The sequence below is a fragment of the Chryseobacterium sp. 2VB genome, assembly GCF_005503635.1.
Classification (GTDB): Bacteria; Bacteroidota; Bacteroidia; order Flavobacteriales; family Weeksellaceae; genus Chryseobacterium; species Chryseobacterium cupriresistens.
In genome coordinates, this window is sequence record NZ_SCNC01000031.1 from 39,341 (window position 1) to 56,892 (window position 17,552).

Below are 17,552 nucleotides of genomic sequence, written 5' to 3' on the forward strand. Positions count from 1 at the left end.
TTTTAATTTATTTTTTCTTAAGTTTTTTTAACGGTTTCAGACTGTTCTAACTCGGTTTTTTTTATTAAATTTGAAGATTAATTCTACAAATAAATTTTAATAAATAGATAAACTGTAATAATGGACAGATTTTCATTCCTAAACGCAGCTCATTCTCAATTAATTGAGGATTTATACCAACAGTACTTAAAATTCCCGGACTCTCTTGAACCATCATGGAAAGCTTTCTTTCAAGGCTTCGATTTTGCTTTGGAGAACTACGGAGATGACGATAACACTCAATTTATTCAGGCTTCAGCCAATGCTGCCCCGGCAGTTCAGCAACAGATTTCTCAGGCAGTATCCAACGGAGAAGTTCCTGAGCATATCAAGAAAGAATTTAAAGTAGTAAACCTTATTGAGGCTTACAGAACGAGAGGACACCTTTTTACAAAGACTAACCCGGTTAGAGAAAGAAGACATTATACCCCTACTTTAGACATCGAAAACTTCGGTCTTTCTAAAGAAGATTTAAATACAAAATTCAACTGTGCGGTTGAAACCGGAATGAAAGAGCCTGCTACGCTGGCAGACCTTATCAAGCACCTTGAAAACATCTACTGTGATTCTATCGGAGTAGAATACATGCACATCAACAACGTTGAGGAAAAAGATTTCATCAAAAGATGGCTTCAGGTAAATGAAAACCACCCAAGTCTTTCTGCCAACGAAAAAACAGAAATCTTATTAAAATTAAATCAGGCGGTAGCTTTTGAAAACTATCTTCACACAAAATTTGTAGGACAAAAAAGATTCTCATTAGAAGGAGGTGAAACATTAATCCCTGCTTTAGATCAGCTGATCTCAAGATCTTCTCAGTTAGGAGTAGATGAAGTAGTATTAGGAATGGCTCACAGAGGTAGACTGAATGTTCTTACCAACATTTTCGGAAAATCTTACAAGCAGATTTTCTCAGAATTTGAAGGAAAAGAATTTGAAGAAGATGTATTCTCAGGTGACGTTAAATATCACTTGGGATCATCTAAAAAGATCAAAACAGCTTCCGGAGAAGAAGTGTCTATCAACCTTACTCCGAACCCGTCTCACCTTGAAACGGTTGCTGCCCTTGTAGAAGGTATCTGCCGTGCAAAAGTAGATGACAAATACAAAGATTATTCTAAAGTATTGCCAATCATCATCCACGGTGACGGAGCTATTGCAGGACAGGGAATTGCTTACGAGGTTGCTCAGATGATGACGCTGGAAGGATACAGAACAGGAGGTACTGTTCATATCGTTGTCAATAACCAGGTTTCATTTACAACCAACTATATGGACGCAAGATCTTCAACATACTGTACAGACATTGCGAAAGTTACAGAATCTCCTGTAATGCACGTAAACGCTGACGATGCTGAAGCGGTTGTTCATGCCATCCATTTTGCTGCTGATTTCAGAGCGAAATTCGGTAAAGACGTTTATATCGACCTTTTAGGATACAGAAAATACGGTCACAACGAAGGAGATGAGCCAAGATTTACTCAGCCTAACCTCTATAAAACCATTTCAAAACACCCGAATCCAAGAGAAATTTATAAAGATAAATTGCTTAAGGACAGCATTACTTCAAACGATGTAATCGCTAAAATGGAAACGGAATTTAAGGCTCTTTTAGATAAAGATTTTGATGCTTCTAAAGAGATTGAGAAAAACGTTATGGATGTGTTCATGGCTGAAGATTGGGTAAATTATCCAATTGGTAAGAGAGGAGCAGTTCAGTCACCGGTAGACACAAAATATGATCTGGCGAAACTGAAAGAACTGGCGCTTAAAATGTCTACACTTCCGGCAGACAAAAAGTTCATCAATAAAATTACAAGACTTTTTGAAAACCGTATCAAAGCTATTGAGGCCAACTCATTAGACTGGGCGTTAGGAGAGTGGTTAGCCTATGCAACACTTCTTGTAGAAGGTCACAATGTAAGAATCTCCGGAGAAGATGTGGAAAGAGGTACATTCTCTCACAGACATGCTGTAGTAAAAACAGAAGATACAGAAGAAGAATACATCCCGTTAAGACACGTTTCTGAAAACAGATTTGATGTATTCAACTCTCACCTTTCAGAATATGGTGTACTTGGTTTCGACTACGGATATGCAATGGCTTCTCCAAATACATTAACCATCTGGGAAGCTCAGTTCGGAGATTTTGTGAACGGTGCTCAGATTATTGTTGACCAGTATTTAGCAGCTGCAGAAGAAAAATGGAAAATCCAGGACGGATTGGTGATGTTATTGCCTCACGGTTCAGAAGGACAGGGAGCAGAGCACTCTTCAGCAAGATTGGAGAGATTCCTTACCCTTTGTGCTAATGAAAACATGGTAGTAGCCAATATTACTTCACCTGCCAACTATTTCCACTTATTGAGAAGACAGTTGAAATGGGCGTTCAGAAAACCATTGATCGTAATGAGCCCTAAATCTCTGTTGAGACACCCTAAAGTGGTTTCTCCGCTTGAAGATTTTGCAAACGGTGCATTCCAGCCGGTATTAGACGATCCTGCTGCAGATCCTAAAAAAGTAGAGAAATTAGTTCTTTGTTCAGGTAAACTGTACTTCGAATTATTGGCGAAGAAAGAAGAACTGAACTGTGAAAACATTGCTTTGGTAAGATTCGAGCAGTTATATCCGCTTCAGACAGATGCTATTGAAGCGATCTTCAACAAATATGAAAACAGAAAACAACTGGTGTGGGCTCAGGAAGAACCTGAAAACATGGGGGCATGGTCTTATATCCTGAGAAACTTCAGAGATACAGGAATCCAGGTAGTTGCTCCGGTACCAAGCGGTGCTCCGGCTCCAGGTAGCCACAAAATGTTTGAGAAAAACCAGAATGCAGTGATCAACAGAGTTTTCGACAGAGATGATGCTCCTGCAAAAAGACCCGTTACAGCTTAATTTAAATAATAATCAATTAAAAAATAAAAAATACTCGATATGTCAGTTTTAGAAATGAAAGTTCCTTCACCGGGCGAATCAATTACAGAAGTTGAAATTGCAACTTGGCTTGTAAAAGATGGTGATTATGTAGAAAAAGATCAACCTATCGCCGAAGTGGATTCAGATAAAGCAACTCTTGAATTGCCAGCAGAACAAAGTGGTGTTATCACTTTAAAAGCAGAAGAAGGTGATGTGGTACAAGTAGGTCAGGTAGTTTGTTTAATTGATATGGATGCTAAAAAGCCGGAAGGTGCTGCACCTGCTGCTGAGGCTCCAAAACAGGAAGAGGCTCCGAAAGCTGCTGAACCTGCTAAACAGGAAGCTCCAAAACCTGCTGCTCCGGTAGCTGCGCCACAAACTTATGCAACAGGAGCTCCATCTCCGGCTGCTAAGAAAATCCTTGACGAAAAAGGAATGGATGCTGCTCAGGTTTCAGGAACAGGAAGAGACGGAAGAATTACTAAAACTGATGCTGAATTAGCAGCAGTGCCTGCATTAGGAGGAAGCCCTCTTACTGCAACAGGTTCAAGATCTACTACAACTACTAAACTTTCAGTTTTAAGAAGAAAAATCGCTCAGAGATTAGTTTCTGTGAAGAATGAAACAGCGATGTTAACTACTTTCAACGAAGTTGACATGTCTGAAATCTTCAGATTGAGAAAACTATATAAAGAAGAATTTGCTCAGAAACATGGAGTTGGACTTGGTTTCATGTCTTTCTTCACAAAGGCTGTTACAAGAGCATTACAAATGTATCCTGATGTAAACGCATCTATCGATGGTGATTTCAAAGTAAACTATGATTTCTGCGATATCTCAATTGCGGTTTCAGGTCCTAAAGGATTAATGGTTCCTGTATTGAGAAATGCAGAAAACATGTCTTTCAGTGCTGTTGAAGCAAACATCAAAGATCTTGCTACTAAAGTAAGAGATGGTAAAATTACAGTTGATGAAATGACTGGTGGTACTTTCACCATTACAAACGGTGGTACTTTCGGATCTATGATGTCTACACCAATCATCAACCCTCCTCAATCTGCAATCTTAGGAATGCATAACATCATCCAGAGACCGGTTGCTGTTGACGGACAGGTAGTAATCAGACCAATGATGTATGTAGCCATGTCTTATGACCACAGAATTATCGATGGTAAAGAATCTGTAGGATTCCTTGTAGCGGTAAAAGAAGGTATCGACAACCCTGTTGAAATTTTAATGGGAGGTGACGAAAGAAAAGGCCTTGGATTATAGTTTTTAATAAAATTATAACATAATATATGATCTCGCCTTAAAAAAGGCGAGATTTTTGTATTTATTAAGAAAATACTACAATGATGTTTTCAAAAATGACTTCCAATATCAAAGTTTCAGTAATCCCTGAATATGATAGTAAAAACAGTTATCCATCCGAAAACCGTTACGTTTTTAAATATAATATCACGATAGAAAATGACGGAAGCTTTCCTATCAAAGTATTGAAAAGAAAATGGTTGATTTTTGATGTCGGATTCGGGTACACAGAAATTATAGGCGACGGGGTGATCGGATTAACTCCCGAGATAGGAACCAATGAAGATTTTGCTTATTTTTCCAATGTGATGCTTCGTTCCGGAGTAGGGAATATGAGCGGAAAATACCTGGTTAAAAACATGGAGACACAGGAAACTTTTGAAATTGATATTCCAAAATTCAATCTGTTGTCTGAAGTGTTGAGTAATTAATAACAGATCTTCTGTACCAAGTACAGGTTTTTACAAAGAACCCGGGTTCTATTGTTTGTAGGATGACTAAAGCTTTTTAATTTTTGCTTTCATATACTCATTTACTTCATCATTACTGGTGAGGAAGAGTTTTTCAAATGCCAGTAAAGATATTTTGGCACATACCTCCGCATCAGCTCCTGCTCTGTGATGGGTAAAATCAATTTGATGATATTCTGCTAATGGCTTCAGTCCATATTTAGGAAGATAATTCCATGATTTCTTGGCAAGCTGAATACTGCAAAGATAGTTCAAGTTGGGAGTAAACATTCCGTAATGCTGCAGGCATCCCCTTAAAACAGAGGCGTCAAAGCCTGCATTATGAGCAATCATAAGACTTCCGTACATCATATCCTGAGCTTCATACCATATTTCATCAAAGGTAGGGGCATCTTTTACATCCTCCGGCTGAATTCCATGCACTGCAATGTTAAATTTACTGAAATAGGGAAAACTCGGCGGTTTGATCAGCCAGGTCTTTGTTTCTACAATTTTAGAATCCTGTACGATACAAATCCCCATCTCACACGCTGAACTTTTCTCGTGTGTTGCCGTTTCAAAATCTATTGCACAGAAATCCATTGTCTTAAAATTATAATTTATTGCGGGGTTATGGGTTATTTTTTGTTGTTGGTTCTCTGGTTTAAGGTTTTGAACTTAAGATTAATTAAAGTTATAAATTTTTACTCTAATAAATTCTTAGTTCACGATAGGTAAGAAAGTCGTAATTTTCAATCAATCCCTAATCCCTGTTACCTATTACCTGCAACCTATAACCTCTCATCTGCCACCTAAAAAATGCTTAAAAATCAGCCATTTTGATTGATAAAAATCCTTCTTCTGATGGCTTTGACGAAGTTTCCAAGTTCCCGGAATGTGACTATAAAACGCAAAGTGAGCTCTCAATACAGCCCACAGATGGGAAATGCCATACTTAACTCCAAAATATACTCCGGCAATACCATCTAAACATAATCTGAAAAAAATCACCCAGATTACCTGTGAAAAGGGAAGATTTTTAAGCAGCATAGAAAGATTGTTTCTCATGTTTAAATAAGTTTTCTGCGCACTCTGCTTGTTGAGTGTTCCACCACCTACATGATAAACTTTGGAGTTTCCTGTATAATAAATCTTTTTTCCTGAATTAATAAGCCTCCAGCAAAGATCAATTTCTTCCTGATGGGCAAAAAATCTGGCATCAAAACCATTCTGCTCCCAAAAATCTTTTGAACGGATAAAAAAACAGCATCCTGATGCCCAGAAGATCTCTGTTTCATCATTATACTGGCCTTTATCTTCTTCCAGATCATCAAAAACCCTTCCTCTACAGTACGGATACCCAAGATTATCTATCAATCCGCCGGCAGCTCCGGCAAATTCGAAATAACTTCTGTTATGAAAAGATAAAATTTTGGGCTGTACTGCGGATATAGCTGGATTGTTTTCTAACAATTCCAACACAGGTTCTGTCCAGTTTTCAGTAACTTCTACGTCGGAATTGAGAAGACAGTAATATTCATGTCTGATGGATTTCAGTCCTTCATTATAGCCGCCTGCAAACCCATAGTTCTTATCATTTTTAATAATATGTACTGTGGGAAAATTCTTTTGTAGAAACTCAACAGAATCATCCGTAGAAAGATTGTCTATCACATAGATGTCCGCATTCTGAGAAAATTGAACTACACCCGGAAGAAATTTCTCAAGCCAGTTTCTGCCGTTCCAGTTTAAGATGGCAACTGCCAGTTTTTTCTGCATGTCAACCTATTTTTTTTCGGAATCAAAGTTTTTGATAGAGTCCTGATATTTCCATTTTCTATGTGACCAAAGGTAGTTGTCAGGATATTTGTGTAAAGTGTTTTCCAATAATTTATGAAATTTTCTCACGACCTCATTTTCTGTAAACTTTTCACCATCCGGATATATTCTGTGATAATTAACCTGATAATAACCCCGTTTTACCTTTTTCATTTCACAATAGATGAACACAAGGTCCATTCTTGTGGCAAGCCTGTCATAGCCTATAAAAGCAGGAGTACGTTGATTTAGAAATTCTAATCCGTAAGTGACATGAGCATGGTGAGGCGTTTGGTCAGCGACAAACATATACGCTGAGTCACCGTTGTTTTTAGATCTGAAAATATTCAGAATAACCTCATTGGCTTCCAATGCTTCGTTTCCAAATTTGTTCCGGACTTTCTTCATCTGATTCTCCCAAAAATCACTGTTTACTTTTCTGTAAACCGGATGGCAGTGCGCCTGAGGAATAATTCTTGCCAGTGCATTGATCCATTCCCAATTGAAAACGTGGCCTGCCAAAAGAATAATATTTTTACCTTCTTCTTTAGCTTCGTGAAATAAATGCTGATTGATGTGCTGCATTCTCACTCTGGATTCTGTTTCAGAAATGCTGAAAGATTTAATCGTTTCTACCAGATAATCTGAAAAGTTAAGGTAGAATTTCTTTCGGATCTTTTTAATTTCTTCTTCAGATTTATCCGGAAAAGAGTTTCTAAGGTTTTGAGTAATAACCTCTTTTCTGTATCCCACAATATAATAATTCAGGAAGAAGATAACATCCGAAAAAACATAGAGTATTTTCAGCGGAAGCTTTGAGATCAGGAATAATATTTTGATTAGAAAATTCATAAAACACGCAAATTTAGTGATAATAAAATTATGGTTCTATTTTTGCTGAGGGATATATGTTATTTTTTTACTTTTATATTATGAAAAAATTGATAATATTCGCTTCTCTGGGATTAAGTGCTTTTGCTTTTTCACAAGAAGTAAAGAATTCGCCTGATAACGGAAAACAAAAAACAGCTCTTATAGTGCCTGCAGAACAGGCAAAATTAGAGGCTCAGAAAAAGGCAGCTGAAGAAAAGGCTAAGCTTCCTAAACCTTATGACCCAAAAGCAGATGCTCAGGCTGATATTAATAAACTGGTTGCTCAAGCTAAGAAAGAAGGAAAGAATGTGATGATCCAGGCTGGTGGAAACTGGTGTATCTGGTGTCTTCGTTTTAATAATTACGTACAGACTACTCCTGAACTGAAGGAATTAGTAGATAAAAACTACGAATATTATCATTTGAATTATTCTCCTGAGAATAAGAATGAGACAGTTTTCGGGAAGTATATCAATGTAAAAGAGCAGCAATTTTATCCATTCTTTATTATTTTAGATAAAAATGGGAAAAAAGTTCATATTCAGCAAAGCGATGTTTTAGAAGAAGGAAAAGGGTATAGCTTGGAAAAAGTAAAAGAATTCTTAGAAAAATGGAAACCTAGTTAAAATATTAACCCCCTTTCAAATTTTGAAAGGGGGTGTTTTTTAATTGCTTTCACATAATTCTACATGTATTGCTCCTCTTCCATTAGCATCATAACATGCCGCACCTCCGGAATAACTAATGCAAGAACTGCATGAACTAACATATACCATAGATCCATCGGAGCAAGAAGATGCGCATGATTTTCCACCTGAAATTGATCTCAATTTTTCACGGGATAATTTTTTGAAATTTTTCATAATGTTTTTATTTTGTTGATTAACAGAAATAAAAGTACAATATTATTTTTAAAATTCTCCATTTTGGGATTAATTACGTTAATTTCTTTATCCAGCTTAATTTTTTCTCTGAATAAGGCGGATATTTGATATTCGGTTCTCCCCAGCTTGCTTTTTCAAGAACTGCTTTTGGGTGTGAAAAGGTTTCGAAACCATATTTTCCATGATAATTCCCAATCCCTGAATTGCCCACTCCTCCAAAAGGAAGATGATCATTGCTTAAATGCATCACGGTATCATTGATACAGCCTCCTCCGAATGACAATTTACGGGTGAAGTTTTCTTTTTCTTCCGAATCATTGGTAAAAAGATAAGCGGCCAGCGGTTTTTCAAGTTCTAAAACAGAATTAAGAGCTGCATTGTAATTTTGAAAACTGATGACAGGCAGGAGCGGTCCGAAAATTTCTTCCTGCATAATGTCATCATTCCAGTCTATATGATTCAGAATAGTGGGTTCTATATAGAGTTTTTCTTCATCAAAATTTCCTCCTGAATAGATTTTTTCTTTATTGATAAGATGTATAAGGCGCTGAAAATTCCTTTGGTTGATAATTCTTGTATATTGTTCAGAGCCATGATCGTATTTGAATTCTTTAATATATTTTCTGAGCATTTCCAGAAACTGCTCCTGAATGGTTTCTTCCACCAGGAGGTAATCGGGAGCTACACACGTTTGTCCGGCATTGAGGAATTTTCCCCACACAATTCTTTTGGCAGCCATTTCGAGATTGGCATTTTTTGTAACAATAGCCGGAGATTTTCCACCCAGTTCCAGGGTTACAGGAGTTAGATGCTCTGCAGCTGCCTTGTACACAATCTTTCCGACTTTCGTGCTTCCGGTAAAGAATATTTTATCAAACCTTAGTTTTAAAAGAGCTGTGGTTTCATCAATACCACCTTCATACACATACAGATATTCAGGCGGAAAGTTTTCATTGATGATTGCTGCCATTGCTTTCATTGTATTCTCTGCTATTTCACTAGGCTTCAGAATACAGCAGTTTCCGGCAGCCATTGCTGCAATAATGGGAGAAAGTGATAGCTGATAAGGATAATTCCAGGCTCCGATGACGAGTACACAGCCAAGCGGGTCAGCGTAAATTTTACTGCTTCCCAATTGGTTGACAAGATTGGTTCTGACTTTTTTAGGCTTTGAAAGGGATTTTAGGTTCTTAAGATAATAATTGATATCATTCAGAATAAAAGACAATTCGGTAGTAAAAGTGTCAAATTTTGATTTTCCAAAATCCTTGTTAATAGCCTCATACAGCATGTTTTCATGAAAAATAATAAGGTTTTTAAGCTTTTCAAGATACATTTTCCGGAAAGCAAGGCTTTTGGTCTGCTGTGTTTTGAAAAAATCTCTTTGCTTCAGTAGAATACTCTCAATTTCCATCGGTGACTTTTATAATATTGAACGTTCTTATTTTCAGGATCGTATAGGTTGGAAATTTATTAATAATATTTAAATATTGATTTGAATAAAATCATCTTATATTATTTTTTAATTAATATAATGATAAATATTATAAAAATCATTATTTGGTGATAAAAATTTTGTAGTTTTATTTATATAAAATGTAAGGATGAGAAAATTACTCTATTTATTCCCTGTATTCTTTTATTATTTCAGTTACGCACAATGTACAGGCTGCGGTGTTCAAAACCCTACCGATCCCAATTATCATTTTCCTGATAATACAACAGTCTGCTTTACTTCCGATATGACATTCAATAATCCGACGTTCGGGACAAATGCTAAGATTTGCATTGCTTCCGGTGTTACCTTGCAGTTTCAGAATAGTATAAGCGGAGCGGCCAATGCACCTGTAAGCCTTGAAGTGCATGGAACACTCAATTTTAATCAGACCATAACGAGTGTTGCCAATCTCAATGTTCATGTTTATGATACCGGGAATATAGCAGTAGGCGGAGGGAATGGAAATCTCACCATAGACGGACAGATCAATGAAATTGTCAATGAGGGACTTATAGAAATGGGAGTTTTGCAATTAGGGGATAATTCCACCAATAAGATTGATAATTTTGGAAATCTGAATATTAACGGAAACCTGAATATGAGCAGCTCTGCTACCACTTTATTCCGGAATGAAGGAGGCGGATTGATATTTATTGGCGGTAATTACGGGAATAACGAACAGAGTGTATATGTCAATTGTGGAACCATTATCTCTCAGAACGGATTTAATATTAATGGCGGTAAAATTATCAATACTGGAATTTTTACAGTTGGGGGAGATATTAATTTGTCCGGAAGCAGCAGCGAAATTTTTAATTTTGGACTTTTTACCTCTACGGGAAATATGAATAATGCCCCTGCTGATGCTGTTATTTATAATGAAGGAGAACTGGCGCTGAACCAGTATCAAGGGGGAAATGCTGCCATTCAGGGACCTTCTTCATCCACAAAAAAAGGATATATAGTGTTGCAAAATCCTATTCAGGTGGGAAATGTGGCTGTGGGGCCCAATCTTGATTTCAGAAGAACAACAGGTGTTTCTGACCCAGGCACGGTTTTCATGAACAGTAATCCAAGTTTTCTGACGAATGTTACCTATGATTGCGCTTCTACCAACAGCTGTAGTGCGCCTCTGATCATTAATCCCGGATTTTGTCCTGCCATTAATGGAGATTTTCCTCCAATGGCGGTAGATGATACCTATACTATTGCTGCAGGAGGATCTTCTGTGGGAATTGTACTGGGTAACGACTTTGAAACGTATGGCGGAGCACAGGCAACCCTTTCCAATGTTATCTTATCTCAGGTATCCACCTCAAATCCCAATATTTCATTGAATACTACGGATGGACATATTCTGGTAGCTCCGGGAACGCCTCCAGGTAATTATACTTTAGTCTATCAAATCTGTCAGACTGCTTCTCCGTCAAATTGTGATACGGCAACAGTAACCGTTACGATTCAGGGGACTGTACCTTGTTATAAACCTGCAGCTACAGCAGGAACTGTTCTTTCTCCGGATTTTGGAATTACTTCATTAGGCAGGGCAGATAAAGGAGGAAACAACTGGCCGGGTGTACGAAAAGGAGCGTGGGCTGTACTGGAATCAAAAAATAAAGGTTTTGTTCTTAACAGACTTTCCGATGCTCAGGTAGCAGCCATTCCACAGGCAGATCTTAAAGAAGGAATGATGGTTTACAATACGACTCAAAATTGTCTGCAGGTTAATATTGACGGAACAGCTGCAGGCTGGAAATGTTTCAATACCCAAACCTGCCCGGATTAACCAAAAACTGAATCGTTATGAAAAAAATAGTCTTAATCATTACAATAGCGGCTTCCGGAATTTTGAATGCACAGGTTGCTTTAGGGAAAACTGTTTTAGAATCGGCTTCATCATCTATTGAATTCGGGAGTGAGAACCGCGGGCTTGTTCTTCCCTGGGTAACTAATACCTCGGGCATTCAGAATCCTGTGAATGGTACTCTGGTTTTTGATACTTCGGATATGAAGGTGAAAGTGTATCAGAATAACCTTTGGAAAGATCTTTCCGTAGATACAACAGGTACTGCGGATACAAGTCTGCAGGATAGTCTGGCAGATCAGCCTGATGCAAAAGTTTCCGTAGGCGCACCATCTTCCGTTTCAGGAATTCTTGTGCTTGAAGACAGTAATAAAGCCATGATTTTACCGAAAGTAGCTTCTCCTCACCTCAATATTATTTCTCCTGCAGCCGGTATGATGGTTTATGATACCCAGAAAAAGCAATTAGCAGTTTTCAACGGAACAGTCTGGTCTTTTTGGGGAGAATAATTCTACATGATATTTCGTACCGCAATTTTTACAGGATGATACAACAGCAGCCCAATTGCAGTAATAAGAGCCAGCCAGAACAGACCCGTGAAAATTTCCATATTGGAAAGAAGAATTGACTGAGCGGTTATTTTAGCTTTAAAAGCACCGGCTGTCATGGATAAAGAATCGTTAACCTGTAGTTTGGAAATATTGGCTCCAAAGATTTGATTCCACTGGTTATAGAAGACAGGATTCGTATCTGTGAGATTAGCGCTAAGACTGTCGGAATGTTTTAATGTTAAAAATAACATCAGATTTTGCATCAAAGCATAACCGATAGCGGTTGTCCAGAAACGGGTGGTGGTTCCCAGCGCGGTAGCATTGGATACATATTCTTCCGGTGTTCCTGAAATTAAAAAGAAAACAAGCGGCGTAAACAATAATCCTTGAGCAGCTCCCTGTAGAAATAAGGGCGGACAGATGGTAGAAAGGGTAGTGTCAGGATAAAAAGTATAGGTAAACCATGCACAGTCAATGGCCAGTAAAAGAAATCCTGTAAAGAAAACAAACCTTGAGGAAATTCCCCGAACCAGACAGATTCCTGACAACAAAATACCCAAAAGAGTTCCTGCCACATTCCAGTACTGGATGTTCACAATATAATCCCAGGGCCATTTCCATACGGTAGCCATGATGCTGTAGACATTATTCAACCCGGAACGGATCAGATAAAAAATGAAAAACAGGATCATTCCCGCAATGACATTTTTGGAACTGAAAACTTCGAAATGGAACAACGGTCTCTTGGAATTTCTTTGTTTCAACATAAATAAACCTCCGGAAAGAAGAAATATAAACAGACACATGATAATGGTATCAGATTGGAACCACATCAGTCTTTTTCCATAAATAATGGCATAGCCGCCAGCCTGCAGGCATACCCAAAGAAGAAACCAGCTTGTAATATCCAATTGATACAAAGGTTTTTTAGGAAAAAAACGGTTTCTGTTGAACAGAGCAATACCGATGATCAGTACAAACACATGGAAGTAGACCATCATCAGAACCATATGTTGGAAATCATAATCTTCAATACTTGATTTTAACAGGGAAGTCGTAATAGTTCCTCCGGTCAGCATAATCGTATACATAAAAAGATATGCTAAGACTTTGGCGTGCTTTGTTTTTAATTCTGCAATAATTAAAGGCAGGAAAATAGCACCTTCCAGCAACCCGAAAATTCCTTCTAAAAACCGGATCACCAATATGACATGATAATCATTGGTGACTGATAAAACATAAAGAATAATCACCGAAATAGAGGCCATCAGCAAAACATAGTATTTCACGCTGAAATAGGCCATAAACCTCTGTAATACTAAAAGGGTAACCACAAATGTCCCGTACATCAAAATCATTAAATACTGGATGTCATCTGAATCGACATCCATAAAAGAAGATGTGAAGGCGCTGTTCGAATGTAAAAGCGACAACAACATCAGGTGGGGAAACAATGCCAGTATAAGAAGTGGCAGTTTCAGCCATTGTGGTACCCATTTATGATAAACTGTATTATGTTGCATAATTTTTATGGTGGATAAAAAGCAAAAAATCGTTTTTCTGCTGTTTAATCTGAATGAAAAATGCGAAAAGACAAAGGGTAAAAGGGTGTAAAAGTAAAAGGTAAAACGGCCAATATGCTCGAAGAAAAAATTGGCAGATTTGCTATTTTGCGGTTTGCCTTTTCGCTAAAAAAATAATTTAATTTGAAAATTTGAAAATGAGAGAATTTGAAAATGGTAATAACACATGATATTTTTATACTCTATAACCCTAAAATGCTCCCACTTTCAAACTTAAATCTTCTTCGCGCTCACCAGAACATTCATTCCGGAAAGCAGCTTTTCATTGTTTTTGTTATTATCCAGAATAATTTTTACAGGAAATCTTTGTTCTATTTTCACAAAATTTCCGGTGGCATTATCCGGTTTTACCAAAGAAAACTGAGAACCTGATGCAGGAGAAACGGAAAGAATTTTCCCTTTAAACTCAACATCGGGATAAGCATCCGCAGTAATAATTACTTCCTTGCTCTGATCAATCTGTCCAAGTTGTGTTTCTTTGTAATTGGCAATGATCCATTTCTCTTTGCTGACAATCTGTACCAAGGCCTGGCCTTCTTTAATCAATTGCCCTTCCTGAATGGTCTTCTTTCCGACCCATCCGTCATAAGGAGCCGTAATTACAGTATAAGAAAGATAAAGCTTCGCATTGTTAAGATTGGCAGAACTCTGCTGGATCTGGCTTTTTACGGGAGCCACTTTGGTTTGTTGTTCGTTCGCTCCGGCTTTTACTGCATTTTTCTGCTGTTCCAATGCTAAAAGATTGGCTTTTGATTGTTCATAAGAAGCTTTTACATTTTCAAATTCCTGTTCGGTAGCAGCATCTTCTGCCAAAAGGTTTTTATATCTTTTAAAATCCTGTTCCGTTCTCCAGATATCAATTTTTGCAGAGGCAATTTTAGCATCAATAATCTTTGTATCACTTTCTTTGGTGCTGACACCGCTTTCAATGGTACTGATGGTTGCCCTATTAGCGTGAAGATTCGCTTCAGCCATGTGTACCTGATTGACAAACTCTCTGTTGTCGATGACAATTAAAGTGTCGCCTTTATGTACAAACTGATTTTCGTTAAACCGTATCGTTTTGATGAAACCTGATACCTTACTGGATACAGGCGTGATATATTGCTCAATCTGTGCATCATTCGTTGTCACATTCTTTCTCGAAAAAAGATAAAAACTTATCATTCCCGTGATACCGCTAATGATCAGAATCCAGGCCAGTAAAGTAATGGACTTGTTGATTCTTTTTTCCTTTTGTGTCAATTGTTTCTGTGCCATAGTTTTTATAAGTTCCCAATCGTATATTGGAGTTGGTAGTATTTAAGTTGTCTGTTGATTTTAACGGAAATAAGATTAGATTCAGCTTCCAGATAAGCATTGTCTGCGTCTATCAGTTCAGTGATGAGACTTAGCTTATTGGCATATTTTGTTTTTACAATGCGGTAGTTTTCCTTAGCCTGATTAATCGCTTCTTCAGCAATTTTTACCTTCTGGTCTGTCTCTTCAAACTTTTTATAAGCCTCATAAACATTGTGTCTTACATTTTCCTCGTTTTCTTCAATCTGAAGTTTGGCAAGATCAATATTTTCCCGTGCTTCCTGCATTCTGTATTTATTTTTGTACAGATTTTCGATAGGATAGGTAAGATTTACCCCCACCATTCCCAAACGATACGCATAAGGTTCCGGAGGGAAAAACATCATGTTCGGATACTTTAGGAAATATTCTCCGCCAGCGGTAATTTTGGGTAAATAATTCGCTTTGGTAATCTTTTGATCCAGTTCCTTAAGAGAAAGATTCTTATGGGTGATTTCAACAGACTCATTTTTGTTTAAAGCTGTTTCTGTAAGCTCATCAACATAAGGAATAGCAGCATTGTCTGAAATAAGATCTTCTGTATTGACGTGCATTTCCTGATTTTCCGGAAGCGAAAGAATTGTTTTCAGTTTGTGCTCTGCAATCTGAATATCGTTATCCAGTTCCGTCCAGCTCATTTTATGGTTGGATAGCTGTAGTGAAGTTCTTAAGACTTCATTGACCGTTACAACACCATTAGCTTTCAATGCTTTTACCTGCCTGATGTTGACGGAATCTTCCTTCATTTTATCATTAATAAGGCTCTGCTGCTCTTTTAAATGATGGATCTGTAGAAAAGCCGTAATGATGGACATTTTAAGCTGTCTTTCGTCAAGATGGGTTTTTAAAGCAGAAATTTCAGTGTCAATAGCCGCTTTCCTTTCTGTATTTTTAATTTTTCCTCCCATGTACACCGGAATGGAAGCGGATAATGTAAAATCATACATTCCATTAATCACATCGTACTTGGTCGCTTTATTAAATACGCCATTCTGATGCTGGAACAGGTTGGTTACCTGATTATAGCTCGTATGAAATTCAATATCTGGGAGTTTCTCCATCTTGAGGTCTTTCTCTTTGGTCACGGACATTTCCTGTTTCAGATGACTGATCTGTATGTTTTTATTATTTTTCAAACCAATCTCTACAGCTTGCTGTAAGCCGAGATGCTGGTAATCGATCATCTGTGAATGTAAAAAACTGCTCAATAATAAGCACAACGCAATGCACATATACCGGCATGCGTTCAATATGATATTCATAAATTAATTAAAGGATTTTTGCTAAAATGATTTTGATGCAGCAAAGTTACGATGAGAAGCTACAGACCCTATTTGTGAAAACAGAAAAATATTTGCTCATTTACGCCAATTTAAAAATTCTTCTTACCTTTAGAGTATGAACGACAGCCATTTTAAAGCGGTAGAAGAAGATGATGCCGAATTTTACATCTATCATGTGCTCACAGGAAATGTTACCACAGAGATTCATTATCACAGTTCAGCACAATTAGTCTATGCAGAAGGCGGTATTGTGCATGTTTTTACGGATCAGAAACACTGGTATCTTCCTGCCAGATGCTTTATGTGGATTCCTGCCGGTACACCGCATTATATTTTTTCAACCAGCCCCAAAGTCGATTTGTATAACTTTTATTTTAAGAAAGAAGAAAATGAAAGTGGCTTTTTTGATGAAATCAATATTTACTCTGTCAATAATCTCCTTCGTGAGATGATTTTCTATACTAAAGACTGGGATGGAAAAATCACAAAAAATGATACCTCAAAATATTATTTTCTCAAAGCTCTTAAAGGAGTTTTACAGGAAAAGAAACATAAACATCTGGCATTTCCGATACAACACCCTTTTCCAAAAGATGAAACATTGCTGAAGATTGCAAGATATATTCATACTAACCTTGAGAAGCCCCTCACGATTGAATCTACGGCAAAAGAATTCGGAATGAGTACAAGAACCCTTTCAAGGAAATTTAAAGAGATTCTGGGCATGAATTACGTTCGCTTTCTGAGAGCGTTGAGAATTACCCGTTCCCTTGAGCTGATGCTGGAAGGAAAATACAATATGTATGAGATTGCCATGATGGTTGGGTACAACAGCCTCTCGTCATTCAGTAATATCTTCAAAAAGGTAATCGGAATGGCACCTACGGAGTATCAGCATAAATTGAGAGGGGATAAGTAGTGAGTTTGAGGGTTTGAGGGTTTGAGGGTTTGAGGGTTACGGGGTGCGTGTTACGAGGTAACGGGTTTTATAGTGCGGGATAAACTTTCTTGCCTGTTCTTACAGGTAAGGTTACGAAAAGCTTATGTAACGAGTAATAGCAGTTAAGCTTTCCTACATTCCCCTCCAGAGGACTATCGTGTGGACACAATTATTCCTAGTTTTATACATTTATTGTTATTTAGTATTATGACAAGAAATTTCAGGGAATTAGCCGATAAACGTTTACTTAAACGTGGCAATA

Annotated in this window: 15 protein-coding genes; 7 read left to right on the top strand and 8 right to left on the bottom strand. The window is 37.5% G+C overall.

Annotated features, from left to right (window positions below; translation table 11 throughout):
• Nucleotides 1–120 precede the first annotated feature (120 nt).
• From FFS26_RS20260 to apaG, 3 genes are all read left to right on the top strand, one after another.
• The gene (locus tag FFS26_RS20260; RefSeq protein WP_137905963.1) at nt 121–2,937 is read left to right on the top strand and encodes a 2-oxoglutarate dehydrogenase E1 component; all 2,817 of its coding nucleotides are present in this window, start codon (nt 121–123) and stop codon (nt 2,935–2,937) included.
• A gap of 39 nt (nt 2,938–2,976) precedes the next feature.
• On the top strand, nt 2,977–4,230 hold the full coding sequence (odhB, locus tag FFS26_RS20265) for a 2-oxoglutarate dehydrogenase complex dihydrolipoyllysine-residue succinyltransferase (protein WP_110010291.1): 1,254 nt from the start codon (nt 2,977–2,979) through the stop codon (nt 4,228–4,230).
• A gap of 80 nt (nt 4,231–4,310) precedes the next feature.
• Nucleotides 4,311–4,700, top strand: a complete 390-nt coding sequence (gene apaG, locus FFS26_RS20270) for a Co2+/Mg2+ efflux protein ApaG (protein WP_137905964.1) — start codon at nt 4,311–4,313, stop codon at nt 4,698–4,700.
• A gap of 66 nt (nt 4,701–4,766) precedes the next feature.
• Here the strand turns inward: apaG and FFS26_RS20275 are convergent, their stop codons facing one another.
• From FFS26_RS20275 to FFS26_RS20285, 3 genes are all read right to left on the bottom strand, one after another.
• Nucleotides 4,767–5,321 (bottom strand): 3'-5' exonuclease, encoded by a 555-nt coding sequence (locus tag FFS26_RS20275; RefSeq protein WP_062675053.1) that lies wholly within the window; start codon nt 5,319–5,321, stop codon nt 4,767–4,769.
• Nucleotides 5,322–5,519: 198 nt separating this feature from the next.
• Nucleotides 5,520–6,497 carry a glycosyltransferase family 2 protein gene (locus tag FFS26_RS20280; RefSeq protein ID WP_137905965.1) on the bottom strand — a complete coding sequence of 326 codons (978 nt, stop codon included), beginning with the start codon at nt 6,495–6,497 and terminating at the stop codon, nt 5,520–5,522.
• Nucleotides 6,498–6,503: 6 nt separating this feature from the next.
• Nucleotides 6,504–7,388, bottom strand: a complete 885-nt coding sequence (locus FFS26_RS20285; RefSeq protein ID WP_110010289.1) for a lysophospholipid acyltransferase family protein — start codon at nt 7,386–7,388, stop codon at nt 6,504–6,506.
• Nucleotides 7,389–7,468: 80 nt separating this feature from the next.
• Here FFS26_RS20285 and FFS26_RS20290 point away from each other — a divergent pair, with 80 nt between their 5' ends.
• On the top strand, nt 7,469–8,035 hold the full coding sequence (locus tag FFS26_RS20290) for a thioredoxin family protein (protein ID WP_110010288.1): 567 nt from the start codon (nt 7,469–7,471) through the stop codon (nt 8,033–8,035).
• Nucleotides 8,036–8,074: 39 nt separating this feature from the next.
• On the opposite strand, the gene FFS26_RS23000 is transcribed toward FFS26_RS20290, so the two are convergent.
• Together FFS26_RS23000 and FFS26_RS20295 are read right to left on the bottom strand one after the other, a co-directional pair.
• Nucleotides 8,075–8,272 carry a bacteriocin-like protein gene (locus FFS26_RS23000; RefSeq protein WP_409193520.1) on the bottom strand — a complete coding sequence of 66 codons (198 nt, stop codon included), beginning with the start codon at nt 8,270–8,272 and terminating at the stop codon, nt 8,075–8,077.
• A 73-nt stretch (nt 8,273–8,345) separates the two neighbouring features.
• The gene (locus FFS26_RS20295) at nt 8,346–9,707 is read right to left on the bottom strand and encodes an aldehyde dehydrogenase (protein WP_137905966.1); all 1,362 of its coding nucleotides are present in this window, start codon (nt 9,705–9,707) and stop codon (nt 8,346–8,348) included.
• Between the two features lie 190 nt (nt 9,708–9,897).
• On the opposite strand from FFS26_RS20295, the gene FFS26_RS20300 reads away from it, so the two are divergent.
• Nucleotides 9,898–11,577 carry a hypothetical protein gene (locus tag FFS26_RS20300; protein ID WP_137905967.1) on the top strand — a complete coding sequence of 560 codons (1,680 nt, stop codon included), beginning with the start codon at nt 9,898–9,900 and terminating at the stop codon, nt 11,575–11,577.
• Nucleotides 11,578–11,594: 17 nt separating this feature from the next.
• Nucleotides 11,595–12,104 (top strand): hypothetical protein, encoded by a 510-nt coding sequence (locus FFS26_RS20305; protein ID WP_110010285.1) that lies wholly within the window; start codon nt 11,595–11,597, stop codon nt 12,102–12,104.
• Between the two features lie 2 nt (nt 12,105–12,106).
• Here FFS26_RS20305 and FFS26_RS20310 read toward each other — a convergent pair whose 3' ends face one another.
• From FFS26_RS20310 to FFS26_RS20320, 3 genes are all read right to left on the bottom strand, one after another.
• Nucleotides 12,107–13,669: a hypothetical protein gene (locus FFS26_RS20310; protein WP_137905968.1), complete on the bottom strand. Its 1,563-nt coding sequence runs from the start codon at nt 13,667–13,669 to the stop codon at nt 12,107–12,109.
• A 273-nt stretch (nt 13,670–13,942) separates the two neighbouring features.
• A complete protein-coding gene (locus FFS26_RS20315) occupies nt 13,943–14,989 on the bottom strand; it encodes an HlyD family secretion protein (protein WP_137905969.1) in 1,047 nt (348 codons plus the stop codon).
• A 5-nt stretch (nt 14,990–14,994) separates the two neighbouring features.
• On the bottom strand, nt 14,995–16,251 hold the full coding sequence (locus FFS26_RS20320) for a TolC family protein (RefSeq protein ID WP_137905970.1): 1,257 nt from the start codon (nt 16,249–16,251) through the stop codon (nt 14,995–14,997).
• Between the two features lie 214 nt (nt 16,252–16,465).
• Here FFS26_RS20320 and FFS26_RS20325 point away from each other — a divergent pair, with 214 nt between their 5' ends.
• Nucleotides 16,466–17,269: a helix-turn-helix domain-containing protein gene (locus tag FFS26_RS20325; protein ID WP_137905971.1), complete on the top strand. Its 804-nt coding sequence runs from the start codon at nt 16,466–16,468 to the stop codon at nt 17,267–17,269.
• Nucleotides 17,270–17,552 lie beyond the last annotated feature (283 nt).

What these genes read in the sequence shown, in the direction of transcription:
- FFS26_RS20260 (WP_137905963.1), top strand. Translation starts at nt 121, where the DNA reads ATGGACAGATTTTCATTCCTAAACGCAGCTCATTCTCAATTAATTGAG.
- odhB (WP_110010291.1), top strand. Translation starts at nt 2,977, where the DNA reads ATGTCAGTTTTAGAAATGAAAGTTCCTTCACCGGGCGAATCAATTACA.
- apaG (WP_137905964.1), top strand. Translation starts at nt 4,311, where the DNA reads ATGATGTTTTCAAAAATGACTTCCAATATCAAAGTTTCAGTAATCCCT.
- FFS26_RS20275 (WP_062675053.1), bottom strand. Translation starts at nt 5,321, where the DNA reads ATGGATTTCTGTGCAATAGATTTTGAAACGGCAACACACGAGAAAAGT.
- FFS26_RS20280 (WP_137905965.1), bottom strand. Translation starts at nt 6,497, where the DNA reads ATGCAGAAAAAACTGGCAGTTGCCATCTTAAACTGGAACGGCAGAAAC.
- FFS26_RS20285 (WP_110010289.1), bottom strand. Translation starts at nt 7,388, where the DNA reads ATGAATTTTCTAATCAAAATATTATTCCTGATCTCAAAGCTTCCGCTG.
- FFS26_RS20290 (WP_110010288.1), top strand. Translation starts at nt 7,469, where the DNA reads ATGAAAAAATTGATAATATTCGCTTCTCTGGGATTAAGTGCTTTTGCT.
- FFS26_RS23000 (WP_409193520.1), bottom strand. Translation starts at nt 8,272, where the DNA reads ATGAAAAATTTCAAAAAATTATCCCGTGAAAAATTGAGATCAATTTCA.
- FFS26_RS20295 (WP_137905966.1), bottom strand. Translation starts at nt 9,707, where the DNA reads ATGGAAATTGAGAGTATTCTACTGAAGCAAAGAGATTTTTTCAAAACA.
- FFS26_RS20300 (WP_137905967.1), top strand. Translation starts at nt 9,898, where the DNA reads ATGAGAAAATTACTCTATTTATTCCCTGTATTCTTTTATTATTTCAGT.
- FFS26_RS20305 (WP_110010285.1), top strand. Translation starts at nt 11,595, where the DNA reads ATGAAAAAAATAGTCTTAATCATTACAATAGCGGCTTCCGGAATTTTG.
- FFS26_RS20310 (WP_137905968.1), bottom strand. Translation starts at nt 13,669, where the DNA reads ATGCAACATAATACAGTTTATCATAAATGGGTACCACAATGGCTGAAA.
- FFS26_RS20315 (WP_137905969.1), bottom strand. Translation starts at nt 14,989, where the DNA reads ATGGCACAGAAACAATTGACACAAAAGGAAAAAAGAATCAACAAGTCC.
- FFS26_RS20320 (WP_137905970.1), bottom strand. Translation starts at nt 16,251, where the DNA reads ATGATCGATTACCAGCATCTCGGCTTACAGCAAGCTGTAGAGATTGGT.
- FFS26_RS20325 (WP_137905971.1), top strand. Translation starts at nt 16,466, where the DNA reads ATGAACGACAGCCATTTTAAAGCGGTAGAAGAAGATGATGCCGAATTT.